17 protein-coding genes are annotated in these 21,066 nt (G+C 64.2%); 8 read left to right on the top strand and 9 right to left on the bottom strand.

Translation table 11 applies throughout. The features are described from left to right. Position 1: 1 nt before the first annotated feature. Complete coding sequence (locus LQ232_RS08450; protein WP_230179882.1) at positions 2-994, bottom strand: SIS domain-containing protein; 993 nt, start codon at positions 992-994, stop codon at positions 2-4. Positions 995-1,032: 38 nt separating this feature from the next. On the opposite strand from LQ232_RS08450, the gene LQ232_RS08445 reads away from it, so the two are divergent. Both LQ232_RS08445 and LQ232_RS08440 read left to right on the top strand, forming a co-directional pair. After that, positions 1,033-3,051: a monovalent cation:proton antiporter family protein gene (locus LQ232_RS08445; RefSeq protein ID WP_230179881.1), complete on the top strand. Its 2,019-nt coding sequence runs from the start codon at positions 1,033-1,035 to the stop codon at positions 3,049-3,051. An 81-nt stretch (positions 3,052-3,132) separates the two neighbouring features. Then, positions 3,133-7,173: a response regulator gene (locus LQ232_RS08440; protein ID WP_230179880.1), complete on the top strand. Its 4,041-nt coding sequence runs from the start codon at positions 3,133-3,135 to the stop codon at positions 7,171-7,173. A 6-nt stretch (positions 7,174-7,179) separates the two neighbouring features. Here the strand turns inward: LQ232_RS08440 and LQ232_RS08435 are convergent, their stop codons facing one another. From LQ232_RS08435 to mnmE, 4 genes are all read right to left on the bottom strand, one after another. Beyond that, entirely contained in the window at positions 7,180-8,238 is a 1,059-nt protein-coding gene (locus tag LQ232_RS08435) for an HD-GYP domain-containing protein (RefSeq protein WP_230179879.1), read from the bottom strand. Positions 8,239-8,271: 33 nt separating this feature from the next. Further along, positions 8,272-8,739: a cyclic nucleotide-binding domain-containing protein gene (locus LQ232_RS08430; protein WP_230179878.1), complete on the bottom strand. Its 468-nt coding sequence runs from the start codon at positions 8,737-8,739 to the stop codon at positions 8,272-8,274. Between the two features lie 69 nt (positions 8,740-8,808). Continuing rightward, complete coding sequence (locus LQ232_RS08425; RefSeq protein ID WP_230179877.1) at positions 8,809-10,170, bottom strand: DUF3488 domain-containing protein; 1,362 nt, start codon at positions 10,168-10,170, stop codon at positions 8,809-8,811. Positions 10,171-10,263: 93 nt separating this feature from the next. Then, on the bottom strand, positions 10,264-11,685 hold the full coding sequence (gene mnmE / locus LQ232_RS08420; RefSeq protein ID WP_230179876.1) for a tRNA uridine-5-carboxymethylaminomethyl(34) synthesis GTPase MnmE: 1,422 nt from the start codon (positions 11,683-11,685) through the stop codon (positions 10,264-10,266). A gap of 135 nt (positions 11,686-11,820) precedes the next feature. Here mnmE and LQ232_RS08415 point away from each other — a divergent pair, with 135 nt between their 5' ends. Beyond that, positions 11,821-12,807, top strand: coding sequence for a sterol desaturase family protein (locus tag LQ232_RS08415; RefSeq protein ID WP_230179875.1), 987 nt, complete (start codon positions 11,821-11,823; stop codon positions 12,805-12,807). Between the two features lie 88 nt (positions 12,808-12,895). Beyond that, the gene (locus LQ232_RS23530; RefSeq protein ID WP_256450035.1) at positions 12,896-13,024 is read left to right on the top strand and encodes a hypothetical protein; all 129 of its coding nucleotides are present in this window, start codon (positions 12,896-12,898) and stop codon (positions 13,022-13,024) included. 84 nt (positions 13,025-13,108) lie between these two features. Here the strand turns inward: LQ232_RS23530 and yidC are convergent, their stop codons facing one another. From yidC to rpmH, 4 genes are all read right to left on the bottom strand, one after another. Beyond that, the gene (gene yidC / locus LQ232_RS08410; protein WP_230179874.1) at positions 13,109-14,809 is read right to left on the bottom strand and encodes a membrane protein insertase YidC; all 1,701 of its coding nucleotides are present in this window, start codon (positions 14,807-14,809) and stop codon (positions 13,109-13,111) included. Then, on the bottom strand, positions 14,806-15,111 hold the full coding sequence (gene yidD, locus LQ232_RS08405) for a membrane protein insertion efficiency factor YidD (protein WP_230179873.1): 306 nt from the start codon (positions 15,109-15,111) through the stop codon (positions 14,806-14,808). Before yidD ends, yidC begins: the two co-directional genes overlap by 4 nt. Further along, positions 15,108-15,611, bottom strand: coding sequence for a ribonuclease P protein component (locus tag LQ232_RS08400; RefSeq protein ID WP_230179872.1), 504 nt, complete (start codon positions 15,609-15,611; stop codon positions 15,108-15,110). The genes yidD and LQ232_RS08400 overlap by 4 nt, the downstream gene beginning before the upstream one ends. An 85-nt stretch (positions 15,612-15,696) precedes the next feature. Continuing rightward, a complete protein-coding gene (rpmH, locus tag LQ232_RS08395; protein ID WP_230179871.1) occupies positions 15,697-15,831 on the bottom strand; it encodes a 50S ribosomal protein L34 in 135 nt (44 codons plus the stop codon). Positions 15,832-16,081: 250 nt separating this feature from the next. Between rpmH and dnaA the strand changes: the two genes are divergently transcribed. The 4 genes from dnaA (at position 16,082) to LQ232_RS08375 (ending at position 20,986) form a co-directional block, all read left to right on the top strand. Next, complete coding sequence (dnaA, locus tag LQ232_RS08390; protein ID WP_230179870.1) at positions 16,082-17,617, top strand: chromosomal replication initiator protein DnaA; 1,536 nt, start codon at positions 16,082-16,084, stop codon at positions 17,615-17,617. Between the two features lie 246 nt (positions 17,618-17,863). Next, complete coding sequence (dnaN, locus tag LQ232_RS08385) at positions 17,864-18,988, top strand: DNA polymerase III subunit beta (RefSeq protein ID WP_230179869.1); 1,125 nt, start codon at positions 17,864-17,866, stop codon at positions 18,986-18,988. A 35-nt stretch (positions 18,989-19,023) separates the two neighbouring features. Next, positions 19,024-19,965, top strand: a complete 942-nt coding sequence (locus LQ232_RS08380; RefSeq protein WP_230179868.1) for a PEP-CTERM sorting domain-containing protein — start codon at positions 19,024-19,026, stop codon at positions 19,963-19,965. Between the two features lie 85 nt (positions 19,966-20,050). After that, positions 20,051-20,986 carry a PEP-CTERM sorting domain-containing protein gene (locus tag LQ232_RS08375; RefSeq protein ID WP_230179867.1) on the top strand — a complete coding sequence of 312 codons (936 nt, stop codon included), beginning with the start codon at positions 20,051-20,053 and terminating at the stop codon, positions 20,984-20,986. Positions 20,987-21,066: the final 80 nt, after the last annotated feature.

The raw sequence follows: 21,066 nt of genomic DNA, 5'->3' as shown, positions 1-21,066 counted from the left end.
GTCAGATCACCTTCGCGCGCATCAGGTCGTTGGTGGTGACGGCGCCCGTGAGCACGCCATCGGCATCGACCACCAGCAGGGTGTTGACGCGGTGGGTTTCCATCAGGGCCACGGCCTCGGCGGCCAGCACGTCATCGCGGATGGCGCGCGGCCCCGGGGTCATCAGTTGCTCGGCGGTGGCGCTGCGCAGTTCCACGCCCGCTTCAATCTTGCGGCGCAGGTCGCCATCGGTGAACACGCCCAGCACCTTGCCAGCCGCATCGACCACGATGGCGGCGCCCAGGCCCTTGGCGCTCATTTCGCGCATCACATCGCTGAACGCGGCGTGTGGCAAGACGCGGGGCAAGGCATCGCCCGAGCGCATCACATCGCGCAGGTGCGTGAGCAGCTTGCGGCCCAAGGCGCCGCCCGGGTGCGAGCGGGCAAAGTCTTCGGCCTTGAAGCCACGCGCATCGAGCAGGGTCACGGCCAGGGCATCGCCCAGGGCCATCTGCGCAGTGGTGCTGGCGGTGGGCGCCAGGTTCAATGGGCAGGCTTCCACCGCCACAGCGCAGTCCAGCACGATGTCGGCGTGGCGGGCCAGGGACGATTGCGGGCGCCCGGTCATGGCCAGCAAGACCACGCCTTGTCGTTTGAGCAAAGGCAGCAAGGCGGTCAGCTCTTCGCTTTCGCCCGAGTTGGAGATGGCCAGCACGACGTCACCCGGCGTGACCATGCCCAGGTCGCCGTGGTGGGCCTCGGCCGGGTGCACGAACATGGCCGGTGTGCCGGTGGAGGCCAGCGTGGCCACGATCTTGCGGCCCACATGGCCACTCTTGCCCATGCCCATCACCACCACACGGCCCTGGCAGGCCAGCACGGCCTGCACGGCCCGCGCAAAGGCCTCGCCGGCCTCGCCGCTCAGGCGGGTACTCAGGTCCTGCAAGGCCTGCGATTCGATGTTGAGCGCCTGCTGGGCCAGGGCGACGAAGGAAGATGGGGGCAATTGGGTCATGAACGCACCGGGTAGGATCAGAGGATTCTAGGGACAAGATGGCCTCCACGCTCGACCTCACCTTGCTGTACCTTTTTGCCGCCGTGCTGGGCGTGGTGCTGTGCCGTCTGGTGAAGTTGCCGCCGATGCTGGGTTACCTGGCGGTGGGCGTGGTGATCGGGCCCAACGCCCTGGCGTTGGCCAAGGATTCGGCCGGCGTGCGCCACCTGGCCGAGTTCGGCGTGGTGTTCCTGATGTTCGTGATCGGGCTGGAGTTCAACCTGCCCAAGCTCAAGAGCATGCGTTCGCTGGTGTTCGGGCTGGGCTTCAGCCAAGTGGGCGTGACCATGCTGGCCACCCTGGCCGGCTACTTCGCGCTGGATGCGCTGCTGCCTTATTTCAACATCGAACACGGCCTGCTGGGCTGGTCGCTGAACTGGCAAAGTGCCGTGGCCCTGGGCGGCGCGCTGGCCATGAGCAGCACCGCCATCGTCGTCAAGATGATGGCCGAGCGCCTGGAGCTGGACAGCCCGCATGGCAAGCGCGTCATGGGCATCCTGCTGTTTCAGGATCTGGCCGTGGTGCCCTTGCTGGTGCTGATCCCCGCCCTGGGCGAGAACAGCGGAGATCTGCTGCGCACCCTGGGCATCGCCACCGTCAAGGCCGTGGTGGTGCTGACCTTGCTGCTGGTGGGTGGGCAAAAGGTGATGCACTGGTGGCTCACGTTGGTGGCGCGCCGCAAGAGCGAAGAGCTGTTCATGCTCAACCTGCTGCTGGTCACCTTGGGCCTGTCGTGGCTGACCGAACACGCGGGCCTGTCGATGGCGCTGGGCGCCTTCCTGGCCGGCATGCTGATCGCCGAGACCGAATACAAGCACCAGGTGGAAACCGACATCCGCCCCTTCCACGATGTGCTTCTGGGCCTGTTCTTCATCACCATCGGCATGAAGCTGGATTGGCACATCGTGGTCGACAGCTGGGCCCTGGTGATCGTGCTGACCACCTTGCCGGTGCTCTTCAAGTTCGGCCTGATCGCCGCCTTGGCGCGCCAGCTGTTCGGCGCCGACACGGGCGTGGCTTTGCGCACGGGCCTGTACCTGGCGCAGGCCGGCGAGTTCGGCTTCGTGCTGCTGTCCCTCGCCACCGACAACCACCTGCTGCCCGAGCGCGCGCAAAGCCCGGTGCTGGCCGCGATGGTGCTGTCCATGCTGGCCACGCCGTTCATGATCCTGGGCAGCAACCGCCTGGTGATGAAGCTGTCGTCCACCGACTGGCTGTTGCAATCGCTGGCCATGACCAAGATCGCGACCAAGGCCATCAACATCGAAAAGCACGTGGTGATCTGCGGCTATGGGCGCAGCGGCCAGAACCTGGCGCGGTTGCTCACCCAGGAGGGCATCCCCTACATGGCGCTGGACCTGGACCCCGACCGCGTGCAACAGGCGGCCGCAGCCGGCCAGAACGTGGTCTTTGGCGATGCCACCCGGCCGCAAAGCCTGGTGTCCGCCGGCCTGGCGCGGGCCAGCGCGGTGGTCATCACCTACCCCAACACCCCCTCGGCCAAGAAGATCCTGCACCTGGTGCACGAGCACGCGCCCGAGGTGCCCGTGGTGGTCCGCACCATCGACGACAGCAGCCTGGACGAGCTGCAGAACGCGGGCGCCACCGTGATCGTGCCCGAGGCCATTGAAGGTTCATTGATGCTGGCCTCTCAGGCCCTCGCCCTGGTGGGCGTGCCCATGCGCCGCGTGATCCGCCTGGTGCAAACCCAGCGGCAAGCCCGCTACGGCATCATGCGCGACTACTTCCACGGAGGCGATGACGACACGGTGGACGAGATGGAGCTGCAGCGCCTGCAGTCGGTCACCTTGGGCGCCAATGCGGCCTGCGTGGGCCACACCCTGAGCCAGTCTCTCGCGGCCGAGGAAATGCGCGTGGCCGTGGTCTCGGTGCGCCGCGCCCATGGCGCCGTGGTGGCACCCGACCATGGCCTGGTGCTGGAGTCGGGCGACACCCTGGTGCTGTCGGGCAGGCCACAAAACCTGGCCCGGGCCGAAAGTATGTTGCTCAAAGGCTGAAAACGCGGGGCAATCTCCTACCGGATCGACGCCAAGACCGGGCACACTGGCCGGACTAAAAAAATACCGGAGAGCGCGCCCATGGAGGCTTCGGCAACACCCTTGCAGGCCCGTGCCCACAGCACCAACAGAAAGTGGTGGCTCCTGGCCCTGCTCTGGACGGCGGTGGTGGCGGGCGGGGCTTTCTGGCTGATCCAGCAAGACATCGACGACCACCGCGCCGAACAGTTGCAAAGCTCGCGGCACCGGTTGTCCAGCCTGAGCGATTCGCTCACCTTCACCTTCCAGCAACTGCAGGCCCTGCCCCGCGCCTTGGGCCGCCAGATCGCGGTCCACCAGTTCCTGGAGTACGCCACGGTCGACAACTCGGCCACCATGACCGAAGCCGACCGCCTGTCGCTGCAGGCCTCGCTGGCCAAACGCAACGATGTGCGCGAGATGTCGCAGCTCATGCGCCAGACCGCGGACGATTTCAACATCCATGACATCTACGTCATCGACCGGTTTGGCACCGTGGTGGCCAATGCGCGCATGAAGGAAGAAGTCAATGTGCTGGGGGCCAACTTCCGCACCCGCCGTTACTTCAACGACACGCTGGAAAGCGGCAGCGGCACGCAATTCGCCGTGGGCCGCATCACCCGCATCCCCGGCTTCTACTTCGCCACCCGCGTCGACCAGGACGACGCCACGGCTGGCGTCATCGTCGTCAAGCAGAACACCGAATCCCTGCAACGCCTGTTCGATGACCCGCAGCGCCTGCTGTTCATCACCGACGCGCAAGGGGTGGTCCTGGTGGGCAGCAAGGGCGTCGAGGCCCTCAAACGCGTGCCCATGCAAGGGCCCCTGACCATGGATCCCGCCCAGGCCGAGCGCCTGTACATGCGCAAGCTGCAGGCGCTGCCATGGACAGCCGCCCCCCTGGAAATCAAGGGCGACACCGTCACCCAGGTGACCATCCAGGGGCAGCGTTATCTGGCACAGCAGCAGCCCTTGTCCTATGGCTCCCTCACCGCCTGGACACTCACGCCCCTGGCCAAGGAAAACACCACGGTGGTGAGCTGGTTGGGCGGCGCCGCGCTGGTGCTGGTGTCGGGCTACTGGGCCATCGCCCACGGGCGCCAGCGCTCGCTGCGCCTGCGCGCCCTCACCCAGACACAAACCGCCCTGACCAGCATGGCCCACGCCCTGCCGCTGGTGGTGTTCCGCTATGAGCAGCCAGCTCAGGGCCGGGGCCGGTTCACCTTCATTGGCCAGGGCCTCAAATCCGTGCTGGGCGTGGACGCGGCGGCCCTGCAAGACGATCCCGAACTGGCCTGGCGCCTGGCCGGACAAGACACCCTGCTGCCTCCCACCCACTGCATCGAGTTCCCCGTCAACCTCTCGGGCAAGAACGGCTGGGTGCGCTGCGAAGGCACCCCCACACGCCACGACAACGGCGACATCACCTACAACGGCTACTGGCAAGACGCCACCGACCAGAAGCAGGCGCAGGCCCGCTCGGAGGCCGTGTTCAACCACGCACCGCTGGGCTTCCTGTTTTTTGACGACCAGCAACACATCATCCGCGCCAACGCCGCGGCGATCGCCATGTTCGGCGCCAGCAGCGAGCAGGCCCTGCTGGGCTTGCAGCCCTCGGCCCCACCCCTGAGTCCCCCCATTGCCAAGGACGACCTCGCCCTGCAGCAGAGCACCAGCGCCATCCTGCAAAAGATCAGCCAGCGCGAGATCTTTCGCTTCGAGTGGAAGCACACCCGCCTCGATGGCGAGCAGTTCGACGCTGAGATGGTCGTCATCCCCTTTGAAGACCGGGGCCAGCGCCAGCTGTGCACCATCATGCAGGACATCACCCCGCGCAAGCAGGCCGAGAACGCCATGCGCGAAGCCAAGCTGGCCGCCGAGGCCGCCATGCACGCCAAGTCGCGCTTCCTGGCCAACATGTCGCACGAGATCCGCACGCCCATGAACGCCGTGATGGGCATGACCCACCTGGCCTTGATGGAAGACCTGTCCAGCCGCGCCCGCAACTACGTCGAGAAAGCCCACCGCGCCGCCGGCAACCTGCTGCACGTGCTCAACGACATCCTCGATGTTTCCAAGATCGAGTCGGGCAAGCTCACGCTGGAATCGGCCGACTTCCAGCTCGAGCAGGTCATCAACAACATGGCGGATGTGCTGGGCGTCAGGGCCGAAGAAAAAGGCCTGGAGCTGCTCTTCACGGCCGATCCCGACATTCCCACGGCCTTGGTCGGCGACCCCATGCGCCTGGGCCAGATCCTCATCAACCTGGGCACCAATGCCATCAAGTTCACAGAGCGCGGTGACGTCGTCATCGGCGTGGAAGTGCGCCGCCTGGAGGCCGACCGTGTCGAGCTGCACTTCTGGGTGCGCGACAGCGGCATCGGCATGTCGCCCGAGTTGCTGGAGCGCCTGTTCCAGCCCTTCACACAGGGCGACAGCTCCACCACGCGGCAATACGGCGGCACCGGCCTGGGCCTGACCATCTCGCGCCAACTGGTCGAGATGATGGGCGGCAAGATCTGGGTGGACAGCCAGGTGGGCAAGGGCTCGACCTTCCACTTCACCACGCGCTTTGGCCTGCAGGCCCAGCCCCTGCCGCGCCGCGCCCTGCTGGCCAGCGAACTGCATGGCCGCCGCGTGCTGCTGGTCGATGACAACCCCACCGCGCGTGAAGTGCTGGGCGACATGATGCGGCGCCTGGGCCTGAACGTCGAAGTGGCCAGCGATGGCGAGCAAGCCCTGAACAGCATGCGCCAGGCGCAGCAGAACGGCCAGTTCCACCACCTGCTGCTGACCGACTGGAAAATGCCTGGCATGGACGGCATCGCCTTTGCACGCCAGGCCCTGAGCCTGCCACCCGAACAGCGTCCCTGCGTGCTGCTGGTGACCGCCTTTGCACGCGACGAAGCCCTGCGTGCCGCCCATGGCGTAGGACTGGCCGGGGTGCTCAACAAGCCCGTCACACCCTCCACTCTGCACGACAGCATCTCGCGCGCCCTGGGCCAGCACGTGGACCTGCCCACCACCGCCCACCACACCAGCAAGGTGTTGGAAGTGGCGCAACGCCAGTTGGCCGGCGCCCGCCTGCTGCTCGTGGAAGACCAGCCCCTGAACCAGGAGCTGGCCTGCGACCTGCTGGAGCGCGCCGGCATTCACGTGGTCACCGCGCTCAATGGCCGCGAAGCCCTGGACAAGCTGGAGCACGGCGGCCAGTTCGATGGCGTGTTGATGGACTGCCAGATGCCCGTGATGGACGGCTACACCGCCACCGAACGCATCCGCGCGCGGCCCGAATGGCAGAACCTGCCCATCATCGCCATGACCGCCAGCGCCATGGCCTCGGACCGCCACCGCGTGCTGCAAAGCGGCATGAACGACCACATCACCAAGCCGCTCGACCTGGGCCAGATGTTCAACATCATGGCCCGCTGGATCGTGCCCGCGCACCCCGCCGCCAACCCCAAGGCCAGCAACCAGCTGCACCTTGAAAAGGCCCACGGTTTGAACCCCCAGGCCGCCCTCACCACGCTGGACACGACCGACGGCATCGCCCGGTGCATGGGCAACCTGGACCTGTACCGCCGCCTGCTCAAGGGCTTCGACAAGACCCAGCAGGACTTCGGCCCGCTGTTTTCGCAGGCCTTGCGTGAGCAGGACGAGGAAGGCGCGCTGCGCCAGGCACACACCCTCAAGGGCCTGGCCGGCAACATCGGCGCGATGGCCTTGCAGCACGCGGCCGGCGAGCTGGAAAGCGCGTGCCAGCCCGGCACCGACGCGCCCGCCATGGAGGCGGCCCTGGCCCACACCCTGGCGGCCCTGAGCGCCGTCCGCAACGACATCCGCGCCCTGGTCCAGCCGGCCGAGTTTGAACCGGTGGATGCCAGCCAACTGCTGCGCAACCCCGCCATCCAGGGCCAATGGGTGAAGCTGTCACAGTTGATCAACGACAACGACGCCCAGGCGCAGGATCTGATCCAGGACTTGGTGGAAGGCTGGCCCGGCCTGGTGCAACTGGCCCATGTGCGCGAGTTGAGCGAAGCCCTCGGCCGCTACGATTTCGACGAGGCCGGCACGGTGCTCAAAGCCCTGCGCCAGCAGGCCTGACGCGGCTCACTGGTCCATCATCGCCCCGCGGTCATCGGAGTACAGCTCCATGACCTTGAGGATCTCGAACTGCTGCTGGAAGAAACACTCCAGCAGCATCGGATCGAAGTGCTTGCCCTTTTGCTCGGCCATGATGGCCAGTGACTCGGCGGCCGGCAGCGGCGGCTTGTAGGGCCGGCGCGTCATCAGCGCATCGAACACATCGGCGATGGCCACGATGCGCCCGTTCATCGGGATCTGCTCGCCCTTCAAGCCTTGCGGATAACCGGTGCCGTCCCACTTTTCATGGTGGGTCAAGGCGATGGCGCGCGCGGTGGCCAGCAGCTCGTTCTCGTGCCGGCCGATGATGTCCGCGCCAATCTGGGCGTGCTGGCGCATGATCACCCACTCGTCTTCCGTGAGCGGGCCGGGCTTGAGCAGGATGCGGTCGGGCACGCCGATCTTGCCCAGGTCGTGCATGGCCGCGGTCTGGAACACCAGTTGCACGGCCTCGGGGCCCAGGCCCGCCTGCTGCGCCACCAGCCGCGCAATGTGGCTCATGCGCACCACGTGGTTGCCAGTCTCGTTGTCCTTGAACTCGGCGGCGCGACCCAGGCGGCGGATGATCTGCTGGCGCGTGGCCACCAGCTCGGCCGTGCGCTGCGCCACCATGCGCTCCAACTCGCGGGATTGGTCATACAAAGCCAGGTGCGTGCGCACGCGGGCCTGCACCAGCGGCGGGCTGATCGGCTTGGAGATGTAATCCACCGCGCCCATGGCCAGGCCCAGGCTCTCGTCCTCCACCGTGGTCATCGCGGTGACAAAGATGATGGGGATGCGGCGGCGGTCCGGGTTGGACTTGATGCGCTGGCACACCTGCAGCCCGCTCAGGTCGGGCATCATGATGTCGAGCAGGATCAGATCCGGTGGTTCGTCTGAATAGGCGATCTTCAGGGCCTTCTCGCCCGAGGTCGCCACTTTGATTCGGTACTCTTGTCCCAGCACCCTCGACAGCAACTCGATGTTCTGGGGTGAATCGTCAGCCACCAGAATCGTGGGGCGGCGCAACTCTTGACTGATCAACATCCTGACCCCACTCCCTCATGGCATGAAGGCGCTTCAGGCAGACGGCACCTGGCGCTGCAAATTGGCCCGCATGCGCGTGGCCATGACGCCCCCGGCCGCGCGCATCACCTCGACCGCCACGCCTGGCACACGGGCGATCAGCTCTTCAAAACGTTGCAGGCGCAGCGCGAAAATCACACAAGCCGTCATGGCCTCGATGTTGGCCATGCGCGGCGTGTCGGCGAACAAACCGGGCTCGCCGCACATCGACCCGGGGCGCAAGATGGCGATGCGGGCCGCACCTGGCACCCCACCCGTGACAAACACCTGCAAGGAGCCTTGCCCCAAGAAGTACACGGTGCGGTCGTGGTCACCTTGCTTGACCAGCAAATCACCCGAGCGCAATTCGTGGCGAGTCAGGTATTGGCAAAACGTCCGCCATTGCTGAGCATCCAGACGCGGCCGAAACACATCTTCAGTGTTCAATGTCTGGATGGCCTGAACCAGTTCAGTGACTTCCATCTTTTCCTCAAAGTTGCGCTGCAACGCACAATCGCCCAAATTTATACGATCCCGAGGGGCTCGTGGTGGCTATTTCGCAGCAGAAAAGCACTCGGAAGCGGCACAGACGGGCAGCTTGGCATGGCTGTAGAAGTCGGGGTTCAGATAAGGCCACGCCGCATAGGTGGCAAAAGCCACGGTCATGACGGCCAAGGCGACCACATCCAGCTTGCCAAGGCTTTGGCCAGGCGGACGGGCCAGCAGCACAAAGACCGGGATGAAGGGGTCGAAGTACTTCTGGTACAGCAAGCTGGACGGCAACACCGACAGCGCGAAAGCCAGCAGCGACAAAGTGCCGATGCTGGTCGGCGCCTCTTTCAGCATGGTCACCACCGCGGCGCAGCCCAGCGGCACCAGCAGCCAGAACAGCCAGGACGTGTGCAGCAAGGTAGGCACGCCGCGTGACATGCGCCACAAAAAGCCGTCATCAACCGCCTGACCGGGCAGGGGCAGCAACACCAGCAAAAGCAGGCCCCCGGCCAGCGCAGCCATGAACACGGGTTGCCTTTGCAAAACGCCCTGCGCGAACCGCTGCGGGTTGAACAGTGGGTAGTACAAACCCAGCACCGCCAAGGTGAAGCCCAAGGCGCGCGGATTGAACAGCGAGCGGGCCTCGTGCGCCACCTGGAACGATGGCGGCATGAGCCCATGCCAGCCCATGAACAGGGCCAACAGCGGCAGGGCGGCCACACCCAGCATCGCCATGCGCAGCAGCCTGTCGGCCAACGCGGGCGTGCGTAACCAGGCCACGCCCGCCGCGCTGAGCAGCAACCACAAGAACGACTGGCGGGTCAGCAAGGTCAGGCACAGGCAGGCACAACCCAGCGCCCAGACCAGCAAACCCGCACGGCGGCGGCGCATGTTCAAGGCGCCAAGGAAACACGCCAGCGAGAGCATGCACAACAACCAGGCAAGGTTGTCGGTCAGCAAGAGGAAAGAGACGCCGAAGAAATACGGCGACAGCAGGAACACCAGGCTCATCAGCAGCGCGAACGCCCAGCTGTGCCGAAAATGGCCCCGCAACAACTTGAAGTAGACCAGGCCCGCCCCGCACGAGATGAGGACGTTCACCGCCCGCAGTTTGTACAAGTCGAAGCCGCACAGCTTGCCCAACAAGGAAAAGCCCAGGTGGAACAGCGGCGTGGTGGCCGAGGAGTAGTCGCCCAGCACCGGGCGCGGCCACTGTTGGGCGAACCGCAAGATGGCGGGATAGTGGAAGATCAGCTCATCGGTGCCATGGAAGGTCACGATGGCCACACGCAAGTCGTTCAACCAGTGGGCCACCACCAGAAACGGCAACAGCAACAAGGCGGCGGCCAAAGCGTCGCTGCGCAAGTTTGAACTGGTGGAGGTGCCTTTCAAGAGGCCCCTGGCGTGGCTGAGCGTTGGCATGACTCTCCCTGAATCCGTCCTGGGTTGACCGCGTCGCTTGCCTGGCGAGGGAGCGGCGAGGGTATCAGATGTTCAATCAGGCCTTCAATCGGCTCATTTACCTATGCAAAAGCGGGTGAAGATCTCGCCCAGCAGGTCATCCGGGGTGAACGCCCCGGTGATCGTGCCCAGGGCGTTGTGCGCCAGGCGCAGCTCCTCGGCCAGCAGGTCCAGGGCGCCATCGGCCTGGTTGGCGTGCTGTTGCGCGCCTTCCAGGTGTTCGCGCGCCAGGCGTAAGGCCTGCACATGCCGTTGCCGGGCGATGAACACGCCCTCTGGCGCGGCCTGCCAGCCCGCCTGTTCCAGCAGCATGCGCCGCAAGGCCTCCAGCCCATCCCCGGTCTTGGCCGACAAGGCCAGCATCGGCCCTTCGGGCTCGTGGGCCAGGGCCTGCAAATCGCCCACCGCCAGGCTGTCGGCCTTGTTGAAAACATGGATCACCGGCACGCCGCCCGGCAGCTTGCCCGCGATCTGCACATCGGCCGCCACGTAGGCGGCGTCCTGGCTGCGCGTCAGGTCGTGCAAAAACAGCACCGCGTCGGCCTGGGCAATGGCTTCCCAGCTGCGCGCCATGCCAATGCGCTCCACCTCGTCGCTGGCCTCGTGCTCGGCGCGCAAACCGGCGGTGTCGACCACGTGCAGCGGCACACCTTCGATCTGGATGGTCTGGCTGACCTTGTCGCGCGTAGTGCCCGCGATCGGCGTGACGATGGCCAGCTCGGCCCCCGCCAGCGCGTTGAGCAGGGAGCTTTTGCCCGCGTTGGGCTGGCCGGCCAGCACCACCTGCAGGCCTTCGCGCAACAAGGCGCCCTGCCGAGCCTGCTGCAAAACCTGGTCCAAGGTGGCGGCCACACGGTTCAGGCGGCCCCTCGCATCTGCCTTTTCCAGGAAGTCGATTTCCTCTTCCGGAAAATCCAGGGTGGCTTCCACCAGCATGCGCAGGTTGATCAATTGGTCGCGCAGCAGTTCGATCTGCTTGGAAAAGGCGCCGCCGAGCGAGCGCGTGGCCGAGCGCGCCGCGGCCTCGGTGCTGGCGTCGATCAGGTCGGCGATGGCCTCGGCCTGGGCCAGGTCGATCTTGTCGTTCAGGAATGCCCGTTGGGTGAACTCGCCAGGCTCGGCCACCCGCAGGCCGGGCAGGCGCTCGCGGCCCGTGTCCGCCGCCACTTCGCGCGCGGCCTCCAGGCAGCGCGCCAGCAGCAGCTGCAGCACCACGGGGCCGCCATGGGCCTGCAATTCCAGCACATCCTCGCCGGTGAAACTGTGCGGCCCGGGGAAGTAAATCGCCAGGCCGTGGTCAATCGCCTCGCCTTTCGCATCGCGCAAGGGGCCGTAAGTGGCCAACCTGGGCAGCAAGGCCCGCCCGCACAAGGCCTGAACCAGCGCCGCCAAACCCTGTCCGGACACCCGAACAATCCCCACGGCGCCCCGGCCAGGCGCGGTGGCCACCGCCACGATCGGGCTGTTGCGATCCATCCACGACATGCTGCTGTTCACTTTCTCTGTCACCTTGGAAAGACCGATTGTCCCCCCTGGGGAAGCCCCTCTGCGCATGAAACGCGCTCCGTCATAAACTGAGCGGGTCTATCACGCGCAGTTCATGGAGTCGTCGTGTTCAAACTCCTCGCCAGTTGGGGCTTTCTTGTCGGTTCAGTGCTGGGTGGCATCGCCGCCGTGCTGCATTTCGGCTTCGACCCCGGCCGGGTCTTCATGTACTACCTCGGGCCCTACTATCTGGTCTGCACCCTGATGCAGTACGTCTGGCCTGAGCAGCCCAACCGGTTCGAGAAGGGCGAGGTCCTGACCGACACGCTCAACAATGGCGCCATGGTGGCCGTGGGCAGCATCCAGAACTTCCTGACCCACGCCCTGATCGCCGCCACGGGGTCGGGCTTGTTGTTCCACTTCGGCATCCTGGACGACAGCCTGGCCGCACGCCACCTGCCCATGCCCGTGCAGGTGCTGATCTCGTTCCTCACTTTTGATTTCATGTTCTACGTGACGCACCGCCTGGCGCACGAGGTCGACTTCTTCTGGCGCATGCACAGCGTGCACCATTGCGCGCACCGCCTGAGCGTGCTCAATGCCAGCCGCGCCCACCCGATCGACCTGATCTGGCGCCGCATCGTGCCCGCCTTCGTGGTCTTCCAGACCGGCGTCAGCCAGGAGGCCTTCATCATGAGCGGCGTGATCGGCAGCGTGCTGGCCACCATCACGCACATGAACGTCAACTTCAAGTTCGGCGTGCTGAACTACGTGATCGGCACGAACGAAGTGCACCGCTGGCACCACTCCAACAACATCGACGAAGCCAAGAACTTCAGCGTCTTCATGCTGTGGGACCACCTCTTCGGCACCTACGTCTACAAGCCCCGTGGCCAGCAGCGCCCAGCCCACATGGGCCTGTTCAACGAGAACTTCTACCCCCTGCACAATTTCTGGGGCCAGTTGCTGGTGCCCTTGAACTGGAAACGCATGAAAGCCCGGCAACTGGCGGCCGAAACGGCATCGCCCGCCAGCAACAAGCCGGCCCAGACCAGCCAGCCCTCCTCGGCCACCACGGCTGGCACGCCCGACGGAGAAGGCGTGATCGCCTGACATGCCCTGTGGGGGCGTCATGCCCCTGTCATGCGCCAAGCTGACCATGCTGGTTCACGCCCACGGGCGACAAACCAGGAGCTTGGTCATGATCCACATCCTCAACGACTGGCTGATGTTCAACAGCGCCTCGCTGGCCGAACCCCCACTGTGGCCCTTGGCCTTGGCCGCCATCTTCGCCTCCGCCATGATCCTCAGCCGCCACACCGGCGACTGAGCAAAAAAAAAGCCGCCTTGGTCGACAAGACCAGGCGGCTTTCGATTTGTCGGGGCGCCGTCATCCGCGCCCCGAACCCATCCTTCACTTGGCGGCAGCGGCCGCTTCGATCTTGCGGTTGATCATCCACTGCTGGGCGATCGACAGGATGTTGTTGGTCAGCCAGTACAGCACCAGGCCCGAGGGGAAGAAGAAGAACATCACCGAGAACAGCATCGGCATGATCCACATCATCTTGGCCTGGACCGGATCAGGTGGTGTGGGGTTCAGCCAGGTCTGCAGCAGGGTCGAGGCCGTCATCAGCGCGGGCAGCACGAAGAACGGGTCCTTGACCGACAGGTCATGGATCCATCCGATCCACGGGGCGTTGCGCATCTCGACGCTGGACAGCAGCACCGAGTACAGCGAGATGAACACCGGGATCTGGATCACGATGGGCAGGCAGCCGCCGATCGGGTTGACCTTCTCTTCGCGGTAGATTTTCAGCATCTCTTGCTGCATCTGCTGCGGGTTGTCCTTCAGGTTTTCGCGCATGGCCTGGATGCGCGGGTTCAGCGCCTTCATCTTGGCCATCGATTGGTAGGCCTTGGCGTTCAGCCAGTAGAAAGCCGCCTTGAGCAACACCACCAGCGCCACGATCGCCCAACCCCAGTTGCCGATCAGCTTGTGCAACTGGTCCAGCAGCCAGAACAGGGGCTCGGCCAGCACGCGTTGCCAGCCGTAGTCCTTCACCAGCTCCAGGCCGGGGGCCAGGGCAGACAGCTTGTTTTCTTCTTGCGGGCCCACGAACAAGACCGCGTCAAACGACTTGCTCTGCCCTGCGGCCAGGTCGCCCAAGGGAAACAACATGCCCGTGCGGTACAGGTTGGGGCCGGTCTTGTCGACGAAGAAGGTGCGGGGGGCGGCATCGTTGTGCAACCAGGCCGAGGCGAAGTAATGCTGCACCATGGCCACCCAGCCGTGGGTGTCGTTCTTCTCGAACTCGGCGGTGTTCTCGTTCAGGTGCTTGAAATCCACCTTCTGGTACTTGGCCTTGGCCGAGTAGATGGCCGGGCCGGTGTAGGCCGTCGGGCCCATCAGGAAGCTGGGGCCTGCCTGCACGGGCTGGGTGCCATCGCGTGTCAGTTGCAGGTACAGCTGCGGGTGCACCGTGGCGGCCGAACCGTTCACGACCTCTTGCTTGACGCCGATGGCGTAGTCACCGCGTTTGAAGGTGTAGGTCTTGAGCAGCTTCACGCCATCGACCGGGGCCGATTCCAGCTTGACCATCAGCGTGTCGGCGCCATTGGCCAGCGTGCGCTCGGGCGTCACGATCGTCATCGGCGTGAGGTGGTTGGGCAGGCGCTCGGCACTGCCGCCCCCGATCAGGCCGGTCTGCGCCACGTAGGTGTGGTTCGCGGTCTGGTTGAGCACGACCATGTTCTTGCTGGCGTCGTCCTGGTCGAGGTGCTTGAGCAGCTCAACCTTGACCACGTCACCACCTTGGGTGTCCAAGGTGATCTTGGCCACGTCGGTGGTGAAAGTCACCAGCTCGTGCGCGGCAGGTGCCGAAGCGGCTGCCGCGGCAGCCGGAGCGGCCGTGGCAGGGCTGCTGCCCGTGGCCACCGCGGTGGGCAGGCTGGCTGCCCCGCTGGCCGCGCCCTGAGGCTCAGCAGCGACGGTTGCCTGAGGTGCCGGCGGTGCGAACAAGGACGGTTGGCCGGTGTGGCGCAGCCAGCCATCCCACATCATCAACAGTGAGACGGCAAACACCGACCACAACAGGGTGCGACGCAAATCATTCATGGGTGAGCTTGGTCTGACGGAATGTTGGAAGAAGAAGAGAAAGAAAACAGCCCCACGCGCCGTTCGGGCACAGGATCATGACCGCCGTGACACCCCGGGTGGCAGCGCACAAGGCGCCGCGCCGCCAGGTAAGTGCCCGCCGCCGGGCCATGGCGCTCGAGCGCCTGCACGGCATACAAGGAACAGGTGGGGGTGAAACGGCAGGCCGAGCCCAACCAGGGACTCAGGAAAAACCGGTAACCCTTGACCAGGGCCAAAAGCACCGCGAGTATCCCAGACCTGAGCCACCGGATCGGGGTCATGGCCGGGATTTGGCGCACAGCGCCACCCACAAGGTGTCCAGCTCCAGGCGCACCACGCGGCTCAAAGCCTCGGAGGCGGCGCTGGGAAACTGCTGGCGGTCGAAGGGCGCACGCAGGCGCAGCACCCAGGCATCGGCGGGGTGCTGTTGGGCCCAAGCGGTGGCGGCCACCATGGGGGCATGGCGGACCACGGCGGCCCGCGCCTGGTGGCGCAGCAAAGACCGCGTCACCGACCGGCGGGCCAGCTTTTTGGGCAGCACCAAACCGAGCCGCCAGGCTGGCAACTCGGTCGGTGTGGACGAGTCATCCACACACACGGCATCCCCCAAGGCCAGGGTTGTTGACAACTCTGGCTCAAGGGACGTGGAAGGTGCGGCAGTGGCAGCCAACTTTGCCTCGGTGTGTGGCAAGTGGTGCAGCACAAAATGGGTTGTGCGCGCCACCGGGCGGGTGCCCAAAGCCTTTTGGAACTCGGCCGCTTTCAGGCTGGCACTGCGCACGGCGGTCTAACGGCCAAGCCATCGGGCCTGCATGCGCGCATGCGGCCCAGGTGTCGGATCAGTTGCCGGGATCAGACCAGCAAACTCAGACGGCCAGACGAGCGCGGCCCTTGGCGCGGCGTGCGTTGATGACCTTGCGGCCACCCTTGGTCTTCATGCGGACCAGGAAACCGTGGGTGCGGGCGCGGCGGGTCTTGGAGGGCTGGTAAGTACGCTTCATGATCAATCCTTCTTCTGCAATTAATTTGCAAGTTTTTTACCTTGGCGATGCAATTGCCGCGCAAGGATTTCCAGCCTGTGGCCGGTCGAACCCGCGATTACAGCAAAACTTGAGGCTTTGGTCAATGCCCCAAGCCCAGGGGTGCGGCGCCCCACCTGGACAACCCTGGGTAAAAATCTGTGGATAACCTGTGTTGGAAGCCCCCGGTCACCTTAGAATTGCCGGCCCACTTCAGGACTTGTCCACACCCATGAGTGCGTTTGAATCCAGCGCCGCCAGCCACCCCTCCGCCGACCTGTCGAGTCTGTGGCAACGCAGTTGCGAGCGCCTGGCCACCGAGCTGCCCGAACAGCAGTTCAACACCTGGATCCGGCCCCTGCCTCCGGCCGACGTCAGCCTGCAAGACGGCCACACCGTGGTCAGCGTGCGCGTGGCCAACCGCTTCATGCTCGACTGGATCCGCACCCAATACAGCGCCCGGCTGGAGAGCATCGTCGGCGAGCTGACCGGCGGCCCGGTCAAGATCGACCTGGCCCTGGCGGTGCGTGCCGCCGTGCCGCGCCCGGCCATGCCCATGCCGGGCATGGGCAACCCTGGCGGACTGAGCCTGCCGGCCAATGCCCATCCAGGCGCTTATCAAGCCTACAACGGCCCCTCGGCCAACATCCCGCAGGGGCCCGCCAGCTACAGCCCGGGCCAAGGTTATCAACAGCCTCAGCGCGCTCCGGAACACCATCAGGGCAATGGCCACCGCGCCCACCCGCAGGTCATGGGCCTGAACCCCGCCCTCACCTTCGACACGCTCGTGCCCGGCCGCGCCAACCAGATGGCCCGCACCGCCGCGCTGCACGTGGCCGGCGCCCCCGGCCACATGTACAACCCGCTGTTCATCTATGGTGGCGTGGGCCTGGGCAAGACCCACCTGATGAACGCCGTGGGCAACGCCTTGCTGGCCGACAAGCCCGACGCGCGCATCCTCTACCTGCACGCCGAGCAGTTCATCAGCGATGTGGTCAAGAACTACCAGCGCAAAACGTTCGACGAGCTCAAGGCCAAGTACCACAGCCTCGATCTGCTGCTGATCGACGATGTGCAGTTCTTCGCGGGCAAGGACCGCACACAGGAAGAGTTCTTCAACGCGTTCGAGGCCCTGCTGGCCAAGAAGGCGCACATCATCATGACCAGCGACACCTACCCCAAGGGCCTGGTCAACATCGACGAGCGTTTGACGTCCCGCTTCGACGCCGGCCTCACCGTGGCCATCGAGCCGCCCGAGCTGGAAATGCGCGTGGCCATCCTGATCAAGAAGGCCGAGGTCGAGGCCATCACCATGCCGGAAGACGTGGCCTTCTTCATCGCCAAGAATGTGCGCGCCAATGTGCGCGAACTGGAAGGGGCCTTGCGCAAGGTGCTGGCCTTCGCCAAGTTCAACCACAAAGAGATCACGATCGCCCTGGCCCGGGAGGCCCTGAAAGACCTGCTGTCCATCCAGAACCGCCAGATCAGCGTCGAGAACATCCAGAAAACGGTGGCCGATTTCTACAAGATCAAGGTGGCCGACATGTACAGCAAAAAGCGCCCGGCCAGCATCGCCCGCCCGCGCCAGATCGCCATGTACCTCGCCAAGGAGCTCACGCAGAAAAGCCTGCCCGAGATCGGCGAACTGTTTGGTGGCCGCGACCACACCACGGTGCTGCACGCGGTGCGCAAGATCGGTGGCGAGCGGGGCAAGGACTCCGAACTGAACCAGCAATTGCACGTGCTCGAGCAGACGCTGAAGGGCTGACGAATAACAGATGCCGAAGCAGTGGAGAATGTCAAGCCAACAAGGTTGTGGATAAATAAAGGACAAGCACCTGCTTATCCACAGGCCCTGGGCTTTTTCCAAAGTTGTTGTCTGTTGTCCCCAAAACGTTGCCGGGTGCCATCCACAGGCTTGTCATTGGTCTAAACCATTGATGGAACAAGACAAAATAGCGTTGTTCACAAAAAATGCGGCCCTCTACTACGACGACCAATTTGAAAGACTGAAATGATTGTGTTGAAAGCAGCTCAAGAAAAAGTTCTCTCAGCCCTGCAGGTGGTTGCCGGTATCGTCGAACGTCGCCATACTCTGCCCATCTTGGCAAACGTGCTGATCCGCAAGACTGACGGCTCCGTCGAATTCACCACCAGCGACCTCGAAATCCAAGTCCGCACCGCGGCCCAGCTCGATGGCGACGATGGCAACTACGCCGTCACCGTCGGGGCCAAGAAACTGATCGACATCCTCAAGAGCCTGCCCAGCGACCAACTCGTCTCCCTCACCGCCAACCAGGCCAAGTTGACCCTGCAAGCCGGCAAGAGCCGCTTCACCTTGCAGACCTTGCCCGCCGAAGACTTCCCCCTCGTGCAAGAGGCCGTCGATTTCGGCCCCGCTTTCAGCGTGCCGCAAAAGACGCTCAAAAGCCTGATCGGCCAGGTGCACTTTTCGATGGCGGTGCACGACATCCGCTACTACCTCAACGGCATCCTGTTCGTCGCCGAAGGCAAAACCTTGACCCTGGTCGCCACCGATGGCCACCGACTGGCACTGGCGCAAGCCACGCTCGAAGTCGAGATGCCCAAGCAGGAAGTCATCCTGCCGCGCAAGACGGTGCTCGAGCTGCAACGCCTGCTGAAAGACGACCCCAAGGGAGCCGAAGAAGAGCAGCAGATCGAGATGCGCTTTGCTGGCAACCAGGCCAAGTTCAATTTCGGTGGTCTGGAGTTCGTGACCAAGCTGGTCGAGGGCAAGTTCCCCGACTACAACCGCGTCATCCCCAAGAACCACAAGAACCACATCACCCTGGGCCGCGCCACCTTGTTGTCCAGCTTGCAGCGCGCTGCCATCCTGACCAGCGAGAAGTTCAAGGGCGTGCGCCTGAACGTGTCGCCCGGCGCCCTGGGCATTGCATCGAGTAACGCCGAGCAGGAAGAGGCCAAGGAAGAGCTTGAGATCGACTATGGCGGTGACGCCTTCGAGATCGGCTTCAACGTGGGTTACCTGATGGACGTGCTGGCCAACATGAGCCAGGACATGGTGACCGTGTCGCTGCACGACAGCAACAGCTCGGCCTTGATCACCAACCCCGAGATCGAAGGCTTCAAATACGTCGTGATGCCGATGCGGATTTGAGGATCTGGAATACCGGGGTGGGGAAGATGAAGATGATGACGATGAAATCAGCCTGGCTGGCCGGGGCTATGTCCCTGGCCCTGTGCACCCCGGGATGGGCCCAGAGCGATGCAGTCCTGAGCACGGGATCGGCCTGGATCAGTGGTTTGTCCTATCACCTGGAAGACCTGGACCCCAGCGATGGCGTCACGCCCTGGGTGCGCTTCAACCAAGTGGGTGCCTATGCCGGGTACTACCAACCCAACGATGCTCAGCATGTGGTCTTGAGCAACGATGTGTTCTCCCAACCCATTGGCTCGGTCACCTCTCAATCCGGGGAGTTGGCTGCGGGCGGGTCAGGCACGGCCTACACCGCTTACTCCCAACTCAAAGCCAGCACCGTCCAGGACTTGAACGGTGTTGGCGCGCAAGCCGGCGAGTGGCTGTACGTCGACTCCACCGGGGTGGTCAGTGGCTACGGCTCCAGCGTGGATGACAGTGGGGTGCCCTCGCCCCTGGTCGGTGACCATGCCTGGACCTTGTCGCCCAACACGGTCTTGGTGATCGATGGCACCACCCAGGTCCAGGCCCATGTGGATTTGAGCCAGTTGACCCAAGGCAGCCTGGTGCAGCACATGGCGGGTGGTCAATACGGTGTGCAACTGACGATGCTGGCCTTCACCGCTGTGCGGCTCAGCGCGGATGGTGCCGATGGTGAGCCCTTTGGTGATTCAGCCGAAGCTTTTGCCAGTGCCCGGCAGATCCTGGATGCCTCGGGCTTGTCCTTGGACCCCGACTATCTGCTGAGCGACAGTTTCCGCAACAGCTTCAGCGTGAGGCTGAGCAATGCCAGCATGGGCGAACTGAGCGGCCAGTTGTTCATGAGCGTGGGCACGGCCGCCACGTTGGAGGCCACGACGGTGCCAGAACCCAGTTCTTGGGCTTTGATGGGGCTGGGCTTGGGCTTGATGGCTTGGCGGACCAAGGGCCGCCGCTGATTTTTGAATGCCGGGTTTCTCCGGTTCAGAAAGACTTGGGTCATGTCGTTCAATGCACGTTATTCAAAACGCATCAGGGAGTGTCATGTCCAAGTTCAATGTTTTGTCGGTGGCCTTGGCGGCCGCACTGGCCCCATGGCCTCAGCTGGCGCAAGCTCAAGTCGTGACGGGGCAAGCACAACTCACCAATTTCAGCGTCAAGCTAACCGACCTCAACAAGTTCGATTTCACCTCGCCATCCTTGAAACTCATCGATGCCGACACCTCTGTTGTACTGGCGGGTGACGCTCGCCTGAGCGGCACCTACCTGACCTCGATCCAAGACCAGAGGACTTCCACCCTTGGTGCCGGCAGCCTGCTGGACACCACCAAGTTGCAAGACCAACTGGCGTTGACCTCCGGCCTGCTCCAATCCTCCAAAGATGGCGGAAACCTTTCAGCGCAAGTGACGGCCGACGCAGCCACTTTCAGCAATGTGCCCTTCGGCTTTTACCGCACCGTCCCCCAAGGGGCTTCTTTGCTGTCGACTGCCACGGCGACGAGCCAGTGGACCTTGTCTCGCAACACAGATGCCGTGTTCACCGGCACCTTGCTCCTGCAGGCAAATGCCAATGCCAATACCTTGGCAGACCGCGCCTGGAACCCGGTGGGCATCAAGGCATCAGGCTCTGCCAGCTTTCAGTTGACCATGTTTGCCCTGCGGGGCGATTCAGATGCATCCGAGGTGTTTGACGGTGGCGAGCCTGTCAATTTGTACGAATCCATTGGATTTTCGGATGTGGTGGTGGCTGATGGCTCATCCCTGGGCACCAGTGGCACCAACTTGCTGGAACGCACGTTCTCCATCCACGTTCGAAATGCCTCCAACCAGGCCCTGACCGTGGGTTTCACAGGCTTGATGAGCGCTTATGGCTCGGTGTTGCCCACCCGCACGCTCGTGCCTGAGCCCGGCACCTGGGCCTTGATGGGCCTGGGTTTGGGCTTGATGGCCTGGCGCGTCAGGACCGGCCGCCGCGCCTGATTTCTCCTGTGAAAACACCCCGGATTCAAGGGGTGGAAAGACGTTAAAATGGGGAGCTCGGACAACCTTGTCCGGGCTCT

It is taken from the genome of Aquabacterium sp. CECT 9606 (genome assembly GCF_918741295.1).
In the GTDB taxonomy this organism is placed as follows: Bacteria; Pseudomonadota; Gammaproteobacteria; order Burkholderiales; family Burkholderiaceae_C; genus Aquabacterium.
Note: the sequence above shows the minus strand (reverse complement) of the source record. Positions and strands in the feature narration are given on the sequence as shown.